General features: G+C 72.4%; 10 protein-coding genes. 6 read left to right on the plus strand and 4 right to left on the minus strand.

Going from position 1 to position 15,467, the window contains the following annotated elements:
• Positions 1–15: 15 nt before the first annotated feature.
• From ACWD0Y_RS04355 to ACWD0Y_RS04370, 4 genes are all read right to left on the minus strand, one after another.
• The gene (locus tag ACWD0Y_RS04355) at positions 16–966 is read right to left on the minus strand and encodes a hypothetical protein (RefSeq protein ID WP_450258956.1); all 951 of its coding nucleotides are present in this window, start codon (positions 964–966) and stop codon (positions 16–18) included.
• A 212-nt stretch (positions 967–1,178) separates the two neighbouring features.
• The gene (locus tag ACWD0Y_RS04360) at positions 1,179–2,639 is read right to left on the minus strand and encodes a glutamate synthase subunit beta (protein ID WP_450258957.1); all 1,461 of its coding nucleotides are present in this window, start codon (positions 2,637–2,639) and stop codon (positions 1,179–1,181) included.
• The gene (gene gltB, locus ACWD0Y_RS04365; RefSeq protein WP_450258958.1) at positions 2,632–7,191 is read right to left on the minus strand and encodes a glutamate synthase large subunit; all 4,560 of its coding nucleotides are present in this window, start codon (positions 7,189–7,191) and stop codon (positions 2,632–2,634) included. The genes ACWD0Y_RS04360 and gltB overlap by 8 nt, the downstream gene beginning before the upstream one ends.
• A 319-nt stretch (positions 7,192–7,510) precedes the next feature.
• Entirely contained in the window at positions 7,511–8,242 is a 732-nt protein-coding gene (locus tag ACWD0Y_RS04370; RefSeq protein ID WP_450258959.1) for a VIT1/CCC1 transporter family protein, read from the minus strand.
• A 220-nt stretch (positions 8,243–8,462) separates the two neighbouring features.
• Between ACWD0Y_RS04370 and ACWD0Y_RS04375 the strand changes: the two genes are divergently transcribed.
• The 6 genes from ACWD0Y_RS04375 to ACWD0Y_RS04400 are packed head-to-tail and all read left to right on the plus strand — an operon-like array spanning position 8,463 to position 15,441.
• The gene (locus ACWD0Y_RS04375; RefSeq protein WP_450258960.1) at positions 8,463–9,491 is read left to right on the plus strand and encodes an ADP-ribosylglycohydrolase family protein; all 1,029 of its coding nucleotides are present in this window, start codon (positions 8,463–8,465) and stop codon (positions 9,489–9,491) included.
• Positions 9,488–10,636, plus strand: coding sequence for an ADP-ribosylglycohydrolase family protein (locus ACWD0Y_RS04380; RefSeq protein ID WP_450258961.1), 1,149 nt, complete (start codon positions 9,488–9,490; stop codon positions 10,634–10,636). Before ACWD0Y_RS04375 ends, ACWD0Y_RS04380 begins: the two co-directional genes overlap by 4 nt.
• A complete protein-coding gene (locus ACWD0Y_RS04385; RefSeq protein WP_450258962.1) occupies positions 10,633–11,790 on the plus strand; it encodes an ADP-ribosylglycohydrolase family protein in 1,158 nt (385 codons plus the stop codon). Before ACWD0Y_RS04380 ends, ACWD0Y_RS04385 begins: the two co-directional genes overlap by 4 nt.
• A complete protein-coding gene (locus ACWD0Y_RS04390) occupies positions 11,787–13,370 on the plus strand; it encodes an ADP-ribosylglycohydrolase family protein (protein WP_450258963.1) in 1,584 nt (527 codons plus the stop codon). The genes ACWD0Y_RS04385 and ACWD0Y_RS04390 overlap by 4 nt, the downstream gene beginning before the upstream one ends.
• The gene (locus tag ACWD0Y_RS04395; protein ID WP_450258964.1) at positions 13,367–14,611 is read left to right on the plus strand and encodes a CaiB/BaiF CoA transferase family protein; all 1,245 of its coding nucleotides are present in this window, start codon (positions 13,367–13,369) and stop codon (positions 14,609–14,611) included. Before ACWD0Y_RS04390 ends, ACWD0Y_RS04395 begins: the two co-directional genes overlap by 4 nt.
• Positions 14,608–15,441 (plus strand): HpcH/HpaI aldolase/citrate lyase family protein, encoded by an 834-nt coding sequence (locus tag ACWD0Y_RS04400; protein WP_450258965.1) that lies wholly within the window; start codon positions 14,608–14,610, stop codon positions 15,439–15,441. Before ACWD0Y_RS04395 ends, ACWD0Y_RS04400 begins: the two co-directional genes overlap by 4 nt.
• Positions 15,442–15,467: the final 26 nt, after the last annotated feature.

Here is a 15,467-nt window from a genome sequence, read left to right on the forward strand (position 1 = left end):
CGCGCCTGGGGCGCCTCACCTCCGGTAGGGATCCTCCGCGTGCAGGGCCTTTTCGATGATCTCGCCGATGTCGGCGTCGGCGAAGACGCGCGGGAGCGGCAGCCTCAAGTCGTCGAAAAGTACGCGCACTTCGTCGACGGTGGGCTCCAGGCCGAGCGGAGCGGCGACGCGCAGGTCGAGCACGGTGGCCTGCTCACGGCTCTGGTGCAGCTCGGTCACGTAGTAGTCGTAGAGCGGCTGTCCCCGCTCGACCAGGAGGTTCACCCGCGACGTGTCGTCCTGCGTCACGATCAGACAGGATTCGGACAGATCGAAACGAAGGGTCGGCACGGTCGACGACAGGTGCACGCTCATCTCCAGCGTCGTCAGCTGCCGTTGGTACCAGCAAGCGGCGAGGACGGTCGCGTACGACTCCTTGCGCACCCGGTCGGCGGTCCAGGCCGCGGCGGTGACGGCGCTGCGCTGCCCGGCGAACATCTGCCGGAAGCGGGCGTACGCGGCGCAGGCCCGCTCGTCCGCCGGATTGACGATGTCGATCTTGAAATTCAACTGTGAGCGCTGCTCCTTGGCGGCGCTCACGCACTGCGGAAGCGTCACGGCCCGCAGATAGGTCCCGGTGCCGCCCTTGAAGTACCAGAGGTTCGTACGCTGACGGGCCTCGCGCAGCGCCTCGCCGACCTCGTTGCCCGACAGGGAACGCACCATGGTGAGGTCTTCGAGCGCACGCCGCGTCCCCGCCAGCGCCTCCTGGATGCTCGCGGGCTGGCGGACGCGCTCCACGATCGACCCGAGGGCGAGCGCGCCGAGGACCAGCAAGGTGGCTCCGGAGGCGACGTCGTCGTCGATCACGTCCCCGAAGATGTCCAGGAAACCGATCGTCAGGGCGACGCCCGCCGCGACGACCACGTCGATGTTCCTCAGAATCCAGGCAATGGACCGTTCGAGCCGGCCCACGCGCGCTGCCATATGCGCAACCCCTCCCCCGTGGAGCTCCGATGGTAGGAGACGCGTGTGCGGACCCGCCAGACCGTGCGCGGCCGGGAGGGGGCGGACCCCGTCCGGGAGGTGTGGCCCGGGACGCGCCGCGGCGCCCACCCAGTGTCCGGTCGGGGACGGGGGCAGGCGCCGCGTTCAGTTCCGCACGCCGTTGTACGGGACGTCTTTGGGGGGAGCGTACGTCAGACGGTCAGCGCACGGTCCGTCGGCCTGACCGGGGCCGGCAGTTCGCTCGTCCCCGTCAGGTAGCGGTCCACGCCGCGCGCCGCGGAGCGGCCCTCGGCGATCGCCCACACGATGAGCGACTGGCCGCGGCCGGCGTCACCGGCGACGAAGACGCCGTCGACGTTCGTGGCGTACTGCGCGTCGCGCGCGATGTTGCCGCGGGCGTCGAGCTCCAGGCCGAACTGCTGGACCAGACCGTTCGCCTGGTCCGTGCCCGTGAAGCCCATGGCGAGGGTGACCAGCTGGGCCGGGATCTTCCGCTCCGTGCCCGGCTTCTGCTCCAGCTTGCCGTCCTTGAACTCCACCTCGACGAGGTGCAGGAACTGGACGTTGCCGTCCTCGTCGCCCTCGAAGCGGGTGGTCGAGACGGAGTAGACCCGCTCGCCGCCCTCCTCGTGCGCGGAGGTGACCTTGTAGAGCATCGGGAACGTCGGCCACGGCTGGCTGGCGCTGCGCTCCTCGCCCGGCTTCGGCATGATCTCCAGCTGGGTGACGGAGGCCGCGCCCTGGCGGTGGGCGGTGCCCACGCAGTCCGCGCCGGTGTCGCCGCCGCCGATGACCACGACGTGCTTGCCCTCGGCGGTGATCGGGGAGACCGTCAGGTCGCCCTCCTGCACCTTGTTGGCGAGCGGCAGGTACTCCATCGCGAAGTGGACGCCGTTCAGCTCGCGGCCCGGGACGGGCAGGTCGCGGGAGACCGTCGCGCCGGCGGCAATGACCACCGCGTCGTACCGGCGCCGCAGCTTCGCGGCGTCGATGTCGCGGCCGATCTCCACCTCGGTGCGGAACTTGGTGCCTTCCGCGCGCATCTGCTCGATGCGCCGGTTGATGTGCGACTTCTCCATCTTGAACTCGGGGATGCCGTAGCGCAGCAGCCCGCCGATGCGGTCGGCGCGCTCGTACACCGCGACCGTGTGACCGGCCCGGGTCAGCTGCTGGGCGGCGGCGAGACCCGCCGGGCCCGAGCCGATGACGGCGACGGTCTTGCCGGAGAGGCGCTCGGGCGGCTGCGGGGTGACGTCGCCGTTGCCCCACGCCTTGTCGATGATGGTGACTTCGACGTTCTTGATGGTGACGGCCGGCTGGTTGATGCCGAGCACGCACGCCGACTCGCACGGGGCCGGGCACAGCCGCCCGGTGAACTCCGGGAAGTTGTTCGTGGCGTGCAGCCGCTCGGACGCCGCCGACCAGTCCTCGCGGTAGGCGTAGTCGTTCCACTCGGGAATGAGGTTCCCGAGCGGGCAGCCGTTGTGGCAGAACGGGATGCCGCAGTCCATGCAGCGGCCGGCCTGCTTGCTGATGATCGGCAGCAGGGAGCCGGGGACGTAGACCTCGTTCCAGTCCTTGACGCGCTCACCGGCGGGACGGGTCTTGGCGACCTCGCGTCCGGTGGTCAGGAAGCCCTTGGGGTCAGCCATTGGTCGCCGCCTCCATCATCTTCTCGGTGGTCTCCTGCTCGGAGAGACCGGCGAGCTCAGCGGCGTCCTTGGCGGCGAGCACTGCCTTGTACGTGGACGGGATGATCTTGCTGAAGCGGGTCACCGCGGTGTCCCACTCGGCCAGCAGCTTCGAGGCGACCGTGGACCCGGTCTCCTCCTCGTGGCGGCGCACCACATCGTGCAGCCACTGCTTGTCGGCGTCGTCGAGCGCCTCGACCGCCCCGGCGTTGCCGGAGTTGACGTTGTCCGGGTCGAGGTCGACGACGTACGCGATGCCGCCGGACATGCCGGCCGCGAAGTTGCGTCCGGTCTCGCCCAGGACGACCGCGCGGCCGCCGGTCATGTACTCGCAGCCGTGGTCGCCCACGCCCTCCGAGACGACCGTGGCGCCGGAGTTGCGGACGCAGAAGCGCTCGCCCGTCCGGCCGCGCAGGAACAGCTCGCCGCCGGTCGCGCCGTACGCGATGGTGTTGCCCGCGATCGTCGAGTACTCGGCGAGGTGGTCGGCGCCCCGGTCCGGGCGGACGATGATCCGGCCGCCCGAGAGCCCCTTGCCGACGTAGTCGTTGGCGTCGCCTTCGAGCCGCAGCGTCACACCGCGCGGCACGAACGCGCCGAACGACTGGCCCGCGGACCCGGTGAAGGTGATGTCGATGGTGTCGTCGGGCAGGCCCGCACCGCCGAACTTCTTCGTCACCTCGTGGCCCAGCATGGTGCCGACGGTCCGGTTGATGTTGCGGATCGCGACCTGCGCGCGGACCGGCCCCGCCGCCTCGGCGCTGCCCACGGCCAGGGCGTCGGCGGCGAGCTTGATCAGCTCGTTGTCGAGCGCCTTCTCCAGCGCGTGGTCCTGGGTGGTGATCTGGTGGCGGACCGCGCCTTCCGGCAGCTCGGGAACGTAGAACAGGGGCTCCAGGTCGAGGCCCTGCGCCTTCCAGTGGGTCACGGCCGCGTCGGTGTCGAGCAGCTCGGCGTGGCCGACGGCCTCTTCGAGCGTACGGAAACCGAGCTCGGCCAGCAGCTCGCGCACTTCCTCGGCGATGAACTGGAAGAAGTTGACGATGTACTCGGCCTTGCCGGAGAAGCGCTCCCGCAGGACCGGGTTCTGGGTGGCGATGCCGACCGGGCACGTGTCGAGGTGGCAGACGCGCATCATGACGCAGCCGGAGACGACGAGCGGCGCGGTCGCGAAACCGAACTCCTCGGCGCCGAGCAGTGCGGCGATGACGACGTCGCGGCCGGTCTTCAGCTGGCCGTCGGCCTGGACGACGATACGGTCGCGCAGTCCGTTGAGCAGCAACGTCTGCTGGGTCTCGGCGAGGCCGAGCTCCCAGGGACCGCCCGCGTGCTTGAGCGAGGTGAGCGGCGAGGCGCCCGTACCGCCGTCGTGTCCGGAGATCAGCACCACGTCGGCGTGCGCCTTGGACACACCGGCCGCGACGGTGCCGACACCGACCTCCGACACCAGCTTCACGTGGATGCGCGCCGCCGGGTTGGCGTTCTTGAGGTCGTGGATCAGCTGAGCCAGGTCCTCGATGGAGTAGATGTCGTGGTGCGGCGGCGGCGAGATGAGGCCCACGCCCGGCGTCGAGTGCCGGGTCTTGGCGACCCACGGGTAGACCTTGTGGCCGGGCAGCTGGCCGCCCTCGCCGGGCTTGGCGCCCTGCGCCATCTTGATCTGGATGTCGTCGGCGTTGACCAGGTACTCGCTCGTCACACCGAAGCGGCCGGAGGCGACCTGCTTGATGCTGGAGCGACGCGCCGGGTCGTACAGCCGCTCGGCGTCCTCGCCGCCCTCACCGGTGTTGGACTTGCCGCCCAGCTGGTTCATGGCGATGGCGAGGGTCTCGTGCGCCTCCTGGGAGATGGAGCCGTACGACATGGCACCGGTGGAGAAGCGCTTGACGATCTCGGAGGCCGGCTCGACCTCGTCGATGGAGATCGGCGTACGCCCGCTCTTGAAGCCGAAGAGCCCGCGCAGGGTCATCAGCCGCTCGGACTGCTGGTTCACCCGGTCCGTGTACTGCTTGAAGATGTCGTACCGGCGGCCCCGCGTCGCGTGCTGGAGGCGGAAGACCGTCTCCGGGTCGAACAGGTGCGGCTCGCCCTCGCGGCGCCACTGATACTCGCCGCCGATCTCCAGCGCGCGGTGCGTGGCGGCGATGCCGGAGGCCGGGTACGCCTTGGCGTGCCGGGCGGCGACCTCCTTGGCGATGACGTCGAGACCGGCGCCGCCGATCTTGGTCGCCGTGCCGTTGAAGTACTTCTCGACGAAGGCCTCGTCCAGACCGACGGCCTCGAAGACCTGCGCGCCCCGGTAGGAGGCGACGGTCGAGATGCCCATCTTGGACATGACCTTCAGGACGCCCTTGCCCAGGGCGTAGATCAGGTTCCGGATGGCCTGCTCGGGCTCGGCGCCCTCGATGAACGTACCGGCGCGGACAAGGTCCTCCACGGACTCCATCGCGAGGTACGGGTTGACGGCGGCGGCGCCGAAACCGATGAGCAGCGCGACGTGGTGCACCTCACGCACGTCGCCCGCCTCGACGAGCAGCCCCACCTGGGTGCGCTGCTTCGTACGGATGAGGTGGTGGTGCACGGCGGAGGTGAGCAGCAGCGAGGGGATCGGCGCGTGCTCGGCGTCCGAGTGCCGGTCGGAGAGCACGATCAGGCGGGCGCCGGCCTCGATGGCGGCGTCGGCCTCGGCGCAGATCTCCTCGATACGGGCGGCCAGCGCGTCGCCGCCGCCGCTGACGCGGTAGAGGCCGGACAGCGTGGCGGCCGTCATGCCCGGCATGTCGCCGTCGGCGTTGATGTGTATCAGCTTGGCCAGCTCGTCGTTGTCGATCACCGGGAACGGCAGCGCGACATTGCGGCAGGTCGCGGCGGTCGGCTCCAGGATGTTGCCCTGCGGGCCGAGCGAGGAGCGCAGCGAGGTGACGAGCTCCTCGCGGATGGCGTCCAGCGGCGGGTTGGTGACCTGCGCGAAGAGCTGGGTGAAGTAGTCGAAGAGCAGCCGGGGCCGCTCGGACAGCGCCGCGATCGGCGAGTCGGTGCCCATGGAGCCGAGCGGCTCACCACCGGTGCGGGCCATCGGCGCGAGGATGACGCGGAGCTCTTCCTCGGTGTAGCCGAAGGTCTGCTGGCGGCGCGTGACCGAGGCGTGCGTGTGCACGATGTGCTCACGCTCGGGCAGGTCCTCCAGCTCGATCTCGCCGGCTTCCAGCCACTCCTGGTACGGAGCCTCGGCGGCGAGGCCGGCCTTGATCTCGTCGTCCTCGACGATCCGGTGCTCGGCGGTGTCGACCAGGAACATCTTGCCGGGCTGCAGCCGTCCCTTGCGGACGACCTTGGCGGGGTCGATGTCGAGCACGCCCACCTCGGAGGACAGCACGACGAGCCCGTCGTCCGTCACCCAGTAGCGGCCGGGACGCAGACCGTTGCGGTCCAGTACGGCGCCCACCTGGGTGCCGTCGGTGAAGGTGACGCAGGCCGGGCCGTCCCAGGGCTCCATCATCGTCGCGTGGTACTGGTAGAACGCGCGGCGGGCCGGGTCCATGGAGTCGTGGTTCTCCCACGCCTCGGGGACCATCATCAGCACGGAGTGCGGCAGCGAGCGCCCGCCGAGGTGCAGCAGCTCCAGCACCTCGTCGAAGGACGCGGAGTCGGAGGCGTCGGGCGTGCAGACGGGGAAGATCCGCTCCAGGTTCTCGCTCCCGAAGAGGCCGGAGGCGAGCTGGGACTCGCGGGCCTTCATCCAGTTGCGGTTGCCCTTGACCGTGTTGATCTCGCCGTTGTGCGCGACGAAGCGGTACGGGTGGGCGAGCGGCCAGCTCGGGAAGGTGTTCGTCGAGAACCGCGAGTGGACGAGGGCGACGGCCGTGGCGCAGCGCCGGTCCGACAGGTCCGGGAAGAACGGCTCCAGCTGCCCGGTGGTGAGCATGCCCTTGTAGACGATGGTCCGCGCCGACAGCGACGGGAAGTAGACCCCGGCCTCGCGCTCGGCGCGCTTGCGCAGTACGAAGGCCTTGCGGTCCAGGGCCAGGCCCGTGGACGTACCGTCCGCCACGAAGATCTGGGCGAAGGCCGGCATGGTGGCACGGGCCCCGTTGCCGAGCAGCGAAGGAGTGACGGGAACCTCACGCCACCCCAGGACCTCGAGGCCCTCTTCGGCGGCGATCGCCTCGATCTGCGAGACGGCCTGTGCGGAGCCGTCGGCAGGGAGGAAGGCGATGCCGACGGCGTACGCCCCGGCCTCGGGGAGGTCGAAGTCCGTGACCTCGCGCAGGAAGGCGTCCGGGACCTGGAGCAGGATTCCGGCGCCGTCGCCGGAGTCGGGCTCGGATCCGGTGGCACCGCGGTGTTCGAGATTGCGCAGTACGGTCAGCGCCTGCTCGACCAGCTCATGGCTGGCCACACCGGTGAGGGTGGCCACAAAGCCGACGCCGCAGGCGTCGTGCTCGTTACGGGGGTCGTACATCCCCTGCTGGGCGGGGCGACCGTCCATGGGCGACCAGGCGTCGGAACGCATCGGCACTCCCGTCGTCGTCGTGGGTGGGGGCACCTCCCGGGCGAAGTCCGGGGGAGCAACTACCGAGGGACGACGTTGGCCCTCCGCGAAATTTCGTGCAGGTTACATGATGGCTGGCTTCTCGCGAAGCGGATAGCTCATTCCAGCATGCGGACACCGCTCATAGCGGTGGAGGTGGGTCACAGGCGGACAGACCGACATCCGTCCGGCCGTCACGGAGCAGGCTTCATTGCCTGCGGCGTTGTGGGGTCATGCCCGGTGTTAGCGGAATCGAAACCACCGGGTAACAGACTACTTATGTGGAGCCCCGCATAGTGTCTCACCCTACGGCCGTTCCGAACAGAGCGCCGAGGGCGTACGTCACACCCGCCGCGGCCCCGCCGAGCGCCAGCTGCCGCAGCCCGCTGAACCACCAGGACCGCGCCGTCACCTTCGCCACCAGCGCTCCGCAGGCGAAGAGGCCGAGGAGCGCGAGCAGTACCGCGGGCCACATCGTCGAGGCCCCGAGCAGGTACGGCAGTACGGGCAGCAGGGCGCCCAGCGCGAACGCCCCGAACGACGATACGGCGGCGACCAGGGGTGAGGGAAGGTCCCCGGGGTCGATACCGAGCTCCTCGCGGGCGTGGATCTCCAGCGCCTGCTCGGGGTCCCTGGACAGCTGGGTGGCGACCTCGCGCGCCAGCCCCGCCTCGACCCCCCGCGACTCGTAGAGCGCGGCGAGCTCCTCCAGCTCGTCCTTGGGGTGCTTGCGCAACTCACGCCGCTCGACGTCGAGTTCGGCCTCCACCAGCTCCCGCTGCGAGGCCACGGAGGTGTATTCGCCCGCCGCCATGGAGAAGGCCCCGGCGGCCAGCCCGGCGAGCCCGGTGATGACGATCGCCTGCTGGCCCACGGACCCGCCGGCGACACCCGTCATCAGCGCCAGGTTGGACACCAGACCGTCCATCGCGCCGAAGACCGCCGGGCGCAGCCAACCCCCATTCACGTCGCGGTGCGTGTGGTTGTCGCGGTGCGCCTCGTGCAGCGTCGCCTCGGTCTCGATGATGGCCATTTCGCCCGTTCCCCTCTCGCCGGAGGCGGGGCCGTGTGCGGCCCGCTCCACCCCCTCAACACCATCGAAAGTACGCACGATTCAGACCCCCCGCCAGCAAGGCAGGCCGTACTTACCCGCAGCTCAGACCCCACGCCGACCGGGTGACGCTGACGTTTCGGAGCCTTTGCCGGGCCCTGGCGTGGCACAGATCCAGGAACGAGCCCAGGGAGTTGACTGCATGCAATCCCGCACCGATCACGGTCGCGCGCTTCAGGCCCTGCGCGGACTTCACGCCGTACGCGCGCTCCGTGACCGGGGGCGGGGCGCCCTGCTGGGCCTGGCGGTGGGCGACGCGCTCGGGGCCCCCGCGGAGAACATGAAGCCTTCCGAGATCCGCCGCCGTTGGGGCCGCATCGAAGGCTTCGTGTCCTCCGACCCCGCCGGTACGGACGACACGGAGTACGCCATCTTCTCCGGCCTCCTCCTCGCCCGCCACGGCTCAGCGCTCACCGCGGCCCACGTCGAGAACGCATGGCACCTGTGGATCGCCGACCTGGACGAGGGCCCCTTCCGCGGCGCGGGCTTCAGCGAACGCGGCACGCTGGAGAACCTCCGCCGGGGCCTGGCCGCACCCATCTCCGCCCAGCACCGCCACGCGTGGAGCGACGGCCTCGCGATGCGCGCCGCGCCGTTCGGCGTCTTCGCGGCAGGCCGCCCGGCGGAGGCGGCGCGCCTGGTCGCGATCGACGGCTGCGTGAGCCACGAGGGCGAGGGCATCTACGGCGGCCAGGCGGTGGCGGCGGGCGTGGCGGCGGCCATGACGGGCGCCACCCCCTCCGCGATCACCGCCGCGGCCCTCTCGGTCATCCCGTCCGACTCCTGGACGGCCCGATCCCTGCGCCGCGCGGTGGCCGCCGCCCCGCAGGGCGAACGCGCGGTCCGCTCGGCGGTGGTGATCGGCGGCTATCCCTGGACGGACCTGGCCCCCGAAGCGGTGGGCCTGGCCTTCGGGGCGTTCGCGGCGTCCCACGGCGACTTCACCGCCTCGGTCCTCACGGCGGTCAACATGGGCCGTGACGCGGACACCACGGCAGCGGTGGCGGGCGCCCTGGCCGGCGCCCTGTGCGGCGCGGGCGCGATCCCCCCGGCCTGGTCGTCGGCGATCGCCCCGGCACGGGGCAGCTGCCTCCCCTCCATGCGGGGCCACCACGTCCTGGACGTGGCGGACCTCCTGGCCCCGGACGACGATCCCCAGGCAGCCTCATGACCCCCTACAACCCCCCGCAAGCCGCGCCCCGGACCGCACCGGACACCCCGGCCGGCCCCGCCGCCCCGGACCTCCGCCGCGTCGAGGGTCTCCTCCTCGGCCTGGCGGCGGGCGACGCCGCCGGCTGGCCCGCCGCCCGCCACCGCGCCGCCCGCATGCCGGACTGGACCCGCCGCCTCACCCGCGAACTCGACACCTTCGCCGAGCAGAACGCCACCACCACCCTCCCCGTCCCCATCGCCCTCAACCAGCCCCCCGAACCCCTGCGCCTGGGCCCCTCCGACGACGCGGAGTGGGCCGCCTTCACCGCCGTCACGATCCTGGACACCGGCCCCGGCACGATCCGCGCCGCGGTCGACCGCGCCTGGACCGCCCTCGCCGCCGAGGTCGCCGCCGCCGCCGACCGCGCCCCCGAGGTCGAGTCCGCCGTACTCCCCCTGCGCGCCCGGATCTCCGTACGCGCCGGCCTCGGCAACCTCGCCACCGGCCTGCGCCCGCCCGCGACCGGCCACGACAACCCGCACTACTTCGACGACGCCGCCTGCGTCCGCGCCTGCGTCCTCGCCACCGCCCACCCCGGCGACCCGGCCGCCGCCGCCGAGCTCGCCGAGTTCGACGCCCGCTACACCCAGGACGGCGACGGCGTCCACGGTGCCCGCGCCATGGCCGCGGCGGTCGCGGCGGCTCTCGGCGGCGCCGGAGTCGACGAAGCCGTGGAAGCCGCCCTCGCCCAGCTCCCCGAAGCCACCGAGATCGGCCGCAACGCGGCCCACGCCGTACGCCTGGCCGCAGCCACCACCGGCGCCTTCGCCCTGGTCCCCACCCTCGAACACCAGATCGTCGACCACGTCTACAGCTACGGCATCGCCGCCGCCGAAACCGTCCCCGTGGCCCTCGCCCTCGCCACCGCCGCCCGCGGCCGTGTCACCGAGGCCGTGCCCGCCGCCGCCTGCCTGTCCCGCGTCGCCGACTCCGCCCCCGCCCTCTCCGGCGCGCTGACCGGCGCGCTCTGCGGCGGCGACGCGCTCCCGCCCGGCTGGCGCGACACCTGCCGCACGCTGGTCGGCTGCGCCCTCCCCCGCCTGGCCGGCACCGATCTCATCGAACTCGCCGCACGACTCCACCACGAACGGATCCGGACATGACGACCTTCACCCCCCTCACCCTCGAAGACCGCATCACCGGCAGCCTGATCGGCGCGGCGGTCGGCGACGCGCTCGGCGGCCCGGTCGAGGGCTGGACCCCCGAGCAGATCACCGAACGGCACGGCGGCCGCGTCCACGGCATCGTCGGCCCCTTCCACGAGGACTGGCGTACGGCGCGCCCCATCGCCCCGTACCACAAGGGCGACGGCCACATCACCGACGACACCCTCATGACGCACGCCCTGATCCGCGTGTACGACGCCGTGCGCGACCACCTGGACGCCTACGCGATCGCCGACCACCTCGTCCCCCAGCTCATCGAAAAGCCCGTCTACATCCCTGAGTTGGAAACGGAAGCCCTTCCCCTCCAGCGCGTCTTCCTCGCCGAGAAGTGGATCGTCGCCCGCCTCCACTACGGCCACGTGGACCCCCGGGAAGCCGGCGCCGGAAACATCGTCAACTGCGGCGCCGCGATGTACATGGCCCCGGTCGGCCTGGTCAACGCGGGCAACCCCGCATCCGCGTACGCCGAGGCGATCGACATCGCCGGCGCCCACCAGTCCTCGTACGGGCGCGAGGCGGCCGGCGTCTTCGCCGCGGCCGTGGCCGCCGCCTGCGCCCCCGACGCGACACCGGCCACCGTCGTCGACACCTGCCTCTCCCTCGCCAAGGACGGCACCCGCGCCGCGATCGAAGCGGTGGCCGAAGCGGCGGTCCGCCACCACGACTTCGAGTCGGCGCTCACCCCCCTCCGGGACGCCGTCGCCCCCTTCGACACCGTCGGCCCGGACTACCGCAGGCCGACCCTCGCCGCCCGCCGCCCCTCCCGCCTGCACTCCATCGAGGAGCTCCCCGTCGCCCTGGGCATGCTCCTCGTAGCCGGAGGCGACTACCGCCACAGCGTCCTGGGCTCGGTCAACTACGGCCGCGACTGCGACTCGATCGCCACGATGAGCGGCGCCGTCTCCGGGGCGCTGCACGGCGAAGCGGCCGTCCCCTCCGACTGGGCGAAAACAGTCGCCGAAGCAAGCCGCACCGACCTGCACGCTCCCGCCCGCACCCTGATCGACGTGGCCCGCGAGGTGTACGCCCGGGACACACGGCGCCGCAACGCCCACAGAACGGCGTTCGAGGCACTGACGGGCACGTCATGAGTCTCCGGCTCACCTGGGTCCAGCCGGAGGACCTGATCGCCCACGAACTCCGCCAGGCATGCGAGGACGGCCGCGACACGGCAGCGATCCGCGCCCGCTGGCACCAGGCGGGCGGCCCGCCCGCGCCACCTGCCACGGGCGCCTCCGCCACCCCCGCGCCCCCACACCTGCGCGCCCTGGCCGAGGTCCTCCTCGACGAACTGCACCACCTCCCCTCTCCCTTGGCCCGGGCCGAACCGACCTCCCTGCCCGCCATCAGGTCCGCCTGCCCGGCATGGCCCCGGCCGGCGAGCCCGGTGCCGGGAGGTGACGCGCCGGGGCGCTCCCCGCAGGGCGCCGAACGCGACCGCCCCGAAGCTCACGCCGTACCCGGACGTGCGACGCCCGAGGAGACGCCCCGGCGCGTCACCGGCCCCCACGTCCCCGCACCCGCACCCGCGCTGTCCCCGGTGCCAGAACCGGCCCCCCTCCTCGACCGCCTGCACGCCGCCTGGCTGGGCCGCGCCGCCGGCTGCCTCCTCGGCAAACCCGTCGAGAAGCTCCCCCTCCCCGCCATCCGCCACCTGGCCACCGCCGCCGGCAACTGGCCCCTGCGCACCTGGTTCACCGCCCACGGCGTCCCCGCCGCCCTCCTGGCCCGCCACCCCTGGAACCGCCGCTCCGCCCCCACCTCCCTCGCCGAGAACATCGACGGCATGCCCGAGGACGACGACCTGAACTACCCCCTCCTGGGCCTGCTCCTCCTCCAGCGCCACACCAAGGCCTTCACCACCACCCACCTCGCCCGCCTCTGGCTGGACGAACTCCCGGCCGGCCGCACGTTCACCGCCGAGCGCATCGCCTACCGCAACCTCCTCCAAGGACTGACACCCCCTCACACCGCGACCCACCGCAACCCGTTCCGCGAATGGATCGGCGCCCTGATCCGCGCCGACATCCACGGCTGGACGCACCCCGGCGACCCGGCCGCCGCCGCCGAACAGGCCCACCGGGACGCGGTCCTCACCCACACCTCCAACGGCGTGTACGGCGCGATGTTCATCGCGGCGACCATCGCCGAAGCCGCCGCCGGCACCACCGACGTACACCACTGCCTGCGCACCGGTCTGAGCGTCGTCCCCCCGGAGTCCCGCCTGGCCCGAGCGGTCCGCCACGGCATCGAGGCAGCACGCGCCGCAACCGCCTTCGACACCGTCGTGGACGACCTCCACGCCGCCTACGGCCACCACCACTGGGTGCACGTGGTCCCGAACGCCGCACTCGTCGCCGCCGCACTCACCCACGCCGACGGCGACTTCACCGCCTCGATCTGCCGGGCCGTGTCCGGCGGCTGGGACACGGACTCCAACGGCGCCACCGCCGGCAGCGTCGCGGGCCTCCTCGCAGGCTCCCCGGAAGCCCTCCCCGCCCACTGGACCGCCCCTCTCCGCAACCGCCTGGCCACGTCCGTCGCCGGCCTCGACGGCATCGGCTTCGACACCCTCGCCCGCCTCACCCTCGTAGAGGCACACCGCACCGCGCCCACCGGCGCGTCATGCCCTGAACCCAAGACCGAATCCCAGGTGAAGAGCTCCCCATGACCCGAACGACCCCCACCACCGAGGCCACTCCCGCCGAAGCCGCTCCCGCCCCGCCGCCACCCCTCACCGGCCTCCGCGTCCTCGACCTGGCCACCCTCTTCGCCGGCCCCCTCGCCGCCACCATGCTCGGCGACTTCGGCGCGGACGTGATCAAGGTCGAGCACCCCACCAGGCCCGACCCGTCCCGAGGCCACGGCCCCGCCAAAGAAGGCATCGGCCTGTGGTGGAAACTCCTGGGCCGCAACAAGCGCACCATCACCCTCGACCTCTCCGCCCCCACCGGCCGTGGCGCCCTCCTCCGCCTGGCCGCCACCACCGACGTGATCATCGAGAACTTCCGCCCCGGCACCCTGGAGAAATGGGGCCTCGGCCCGGCGGAACTGAGCGCGGTCAACCCCCGCCTGGTCCTGGTCCGTGTCACCGGCTTCGGCCAGTCCGGCCCGTACTCCCACCGCCCCGGTTTCGGCACGCTCGCCGAGGCGATGAGCGGCTTCGCGGCGATCACCGGCGAACCGGAAGGCCCGCCCACGCTCCCCCCGTTCGGCCTGGCCGACTCGATCACGGCGCTCGCGACCGCCTACGCCGTGATGACCGCGCTCACGGCCCGCACCACGACCCACCGCGGCCAGGTGGTCGACATGGCCATCATCGAACCGATCCTCACCGTCCTCGGCCCCCACCCCCTCTGGTACGACCAGCTCGGCTACGTCCAGCCCCGTACCGGCAACCGCTCCCGCAACAACGCCCCCCGCAACACCTACCGCACCGCCGACGGCGCCTGGGTGGCCGTCTCCACCTCGGCCCAGTCCGTCGCGGAACGCGTGATGCGCCTGGTGGGCCGCCCCGACCTCGTCGACGAGCCGTGGTTCACCACGGGCAGCGGCCGCGCCGAGCACGCCGACGAACTCGACGAGGCGGTCGGCCACTGGATCGCCCGCCACACCCGGGCCGACGCACTCGCCGCGTTCGAGAAAGCCGAAGCGGCGATCGCCCCCGTCTACGACATCCAGGACGTCATGGCCGACCCCCAGTACCGCGCCCTGGACACCATCACCACGGTCCAGGACCCCGAACTCGGCCCGCTGCGCATGCAGAACGTCCTCTTCCGCCTCTCCGAGACGCCCGGCGCGATCCGCTGGGCGGGACGCCCGCACGGCGCGGACACGGACGCGGTCCTGACCGAGGCCGGCCTGTCCGAGGCCGAGATCACCGCCCTGCGCGCCACCGGTGGCACGCGATGACCGCACCCACGCCCCTGACCTGGCTGTACGTACCGGGTGACCGTCCCGAGACCGTCGCCAAGGCACTGCGCGCGGGCGCCGACGCCGTGATCGTCGACCTGGAGGACGCGGTCGCGCCCGACCGCAAGGGGTACGCCCGCTCCGCGACCGCCGAGCTGCTCACCGAGCGGCCCTCCACCCCCGTCCACGTCCGCGTGAACGCCCTGGACAGCCCGTTCGCCGAGGCGGATCTGCACGTCCTGGTCGGGCTGCCCGGCCTGTCGGCCCTCCGCGTCCCCAAGGTCACGGACCCGGCCGAGGTCCGGTACGTCGCGAACACGATGCCGGACGTGCCGCTGTACGCCCTGCTCGAATCGGCGCTCGCCGTCGAGCGCGCCCACGCCATCGCCGGCGCGCACCCCTTGCTGCGCGGTATCGCGCTCGGCGAGGCCGACCTCCGCGCGGATCTGGGCGTACGGGACGACACCGGGCTCGCGTGGCCGCGCAGCCGGGTGGTGGTCGCCGCACGGGCGGCGGGCCTGGAGCGGCCGGCCCAGTCGGTGTACCCGGACGTCCGGGACCTGGAAGGGCTGGCGGCCTCGTGCGCCCGGGGCCGGGCCCTGGGCTTCCTGGGCCGCACGGCGGTGCATCCCCGCCAGCTGCCGGTGATCGAGCGCGCCTTCCTGCCCACTCCCCGGGAGGTGGAGGAAGCCGAGGAGATCGTCAAGGCGGCGGCCGCTGACCGGGGCGCGCTGGCACTTCCCGACGGCCGGTTCGTGGACGCGGCGGTGGTCGCGACCGCCCACCGGACCCTGGCCCTGGCGTCCCGTACCCCTGCCGCCGGGCCGTGACCCGGCGGCCTCGGCCGCCGGAGGCG

The organism is Streptomyces altiplanensis, assembly GCF_053591575.1.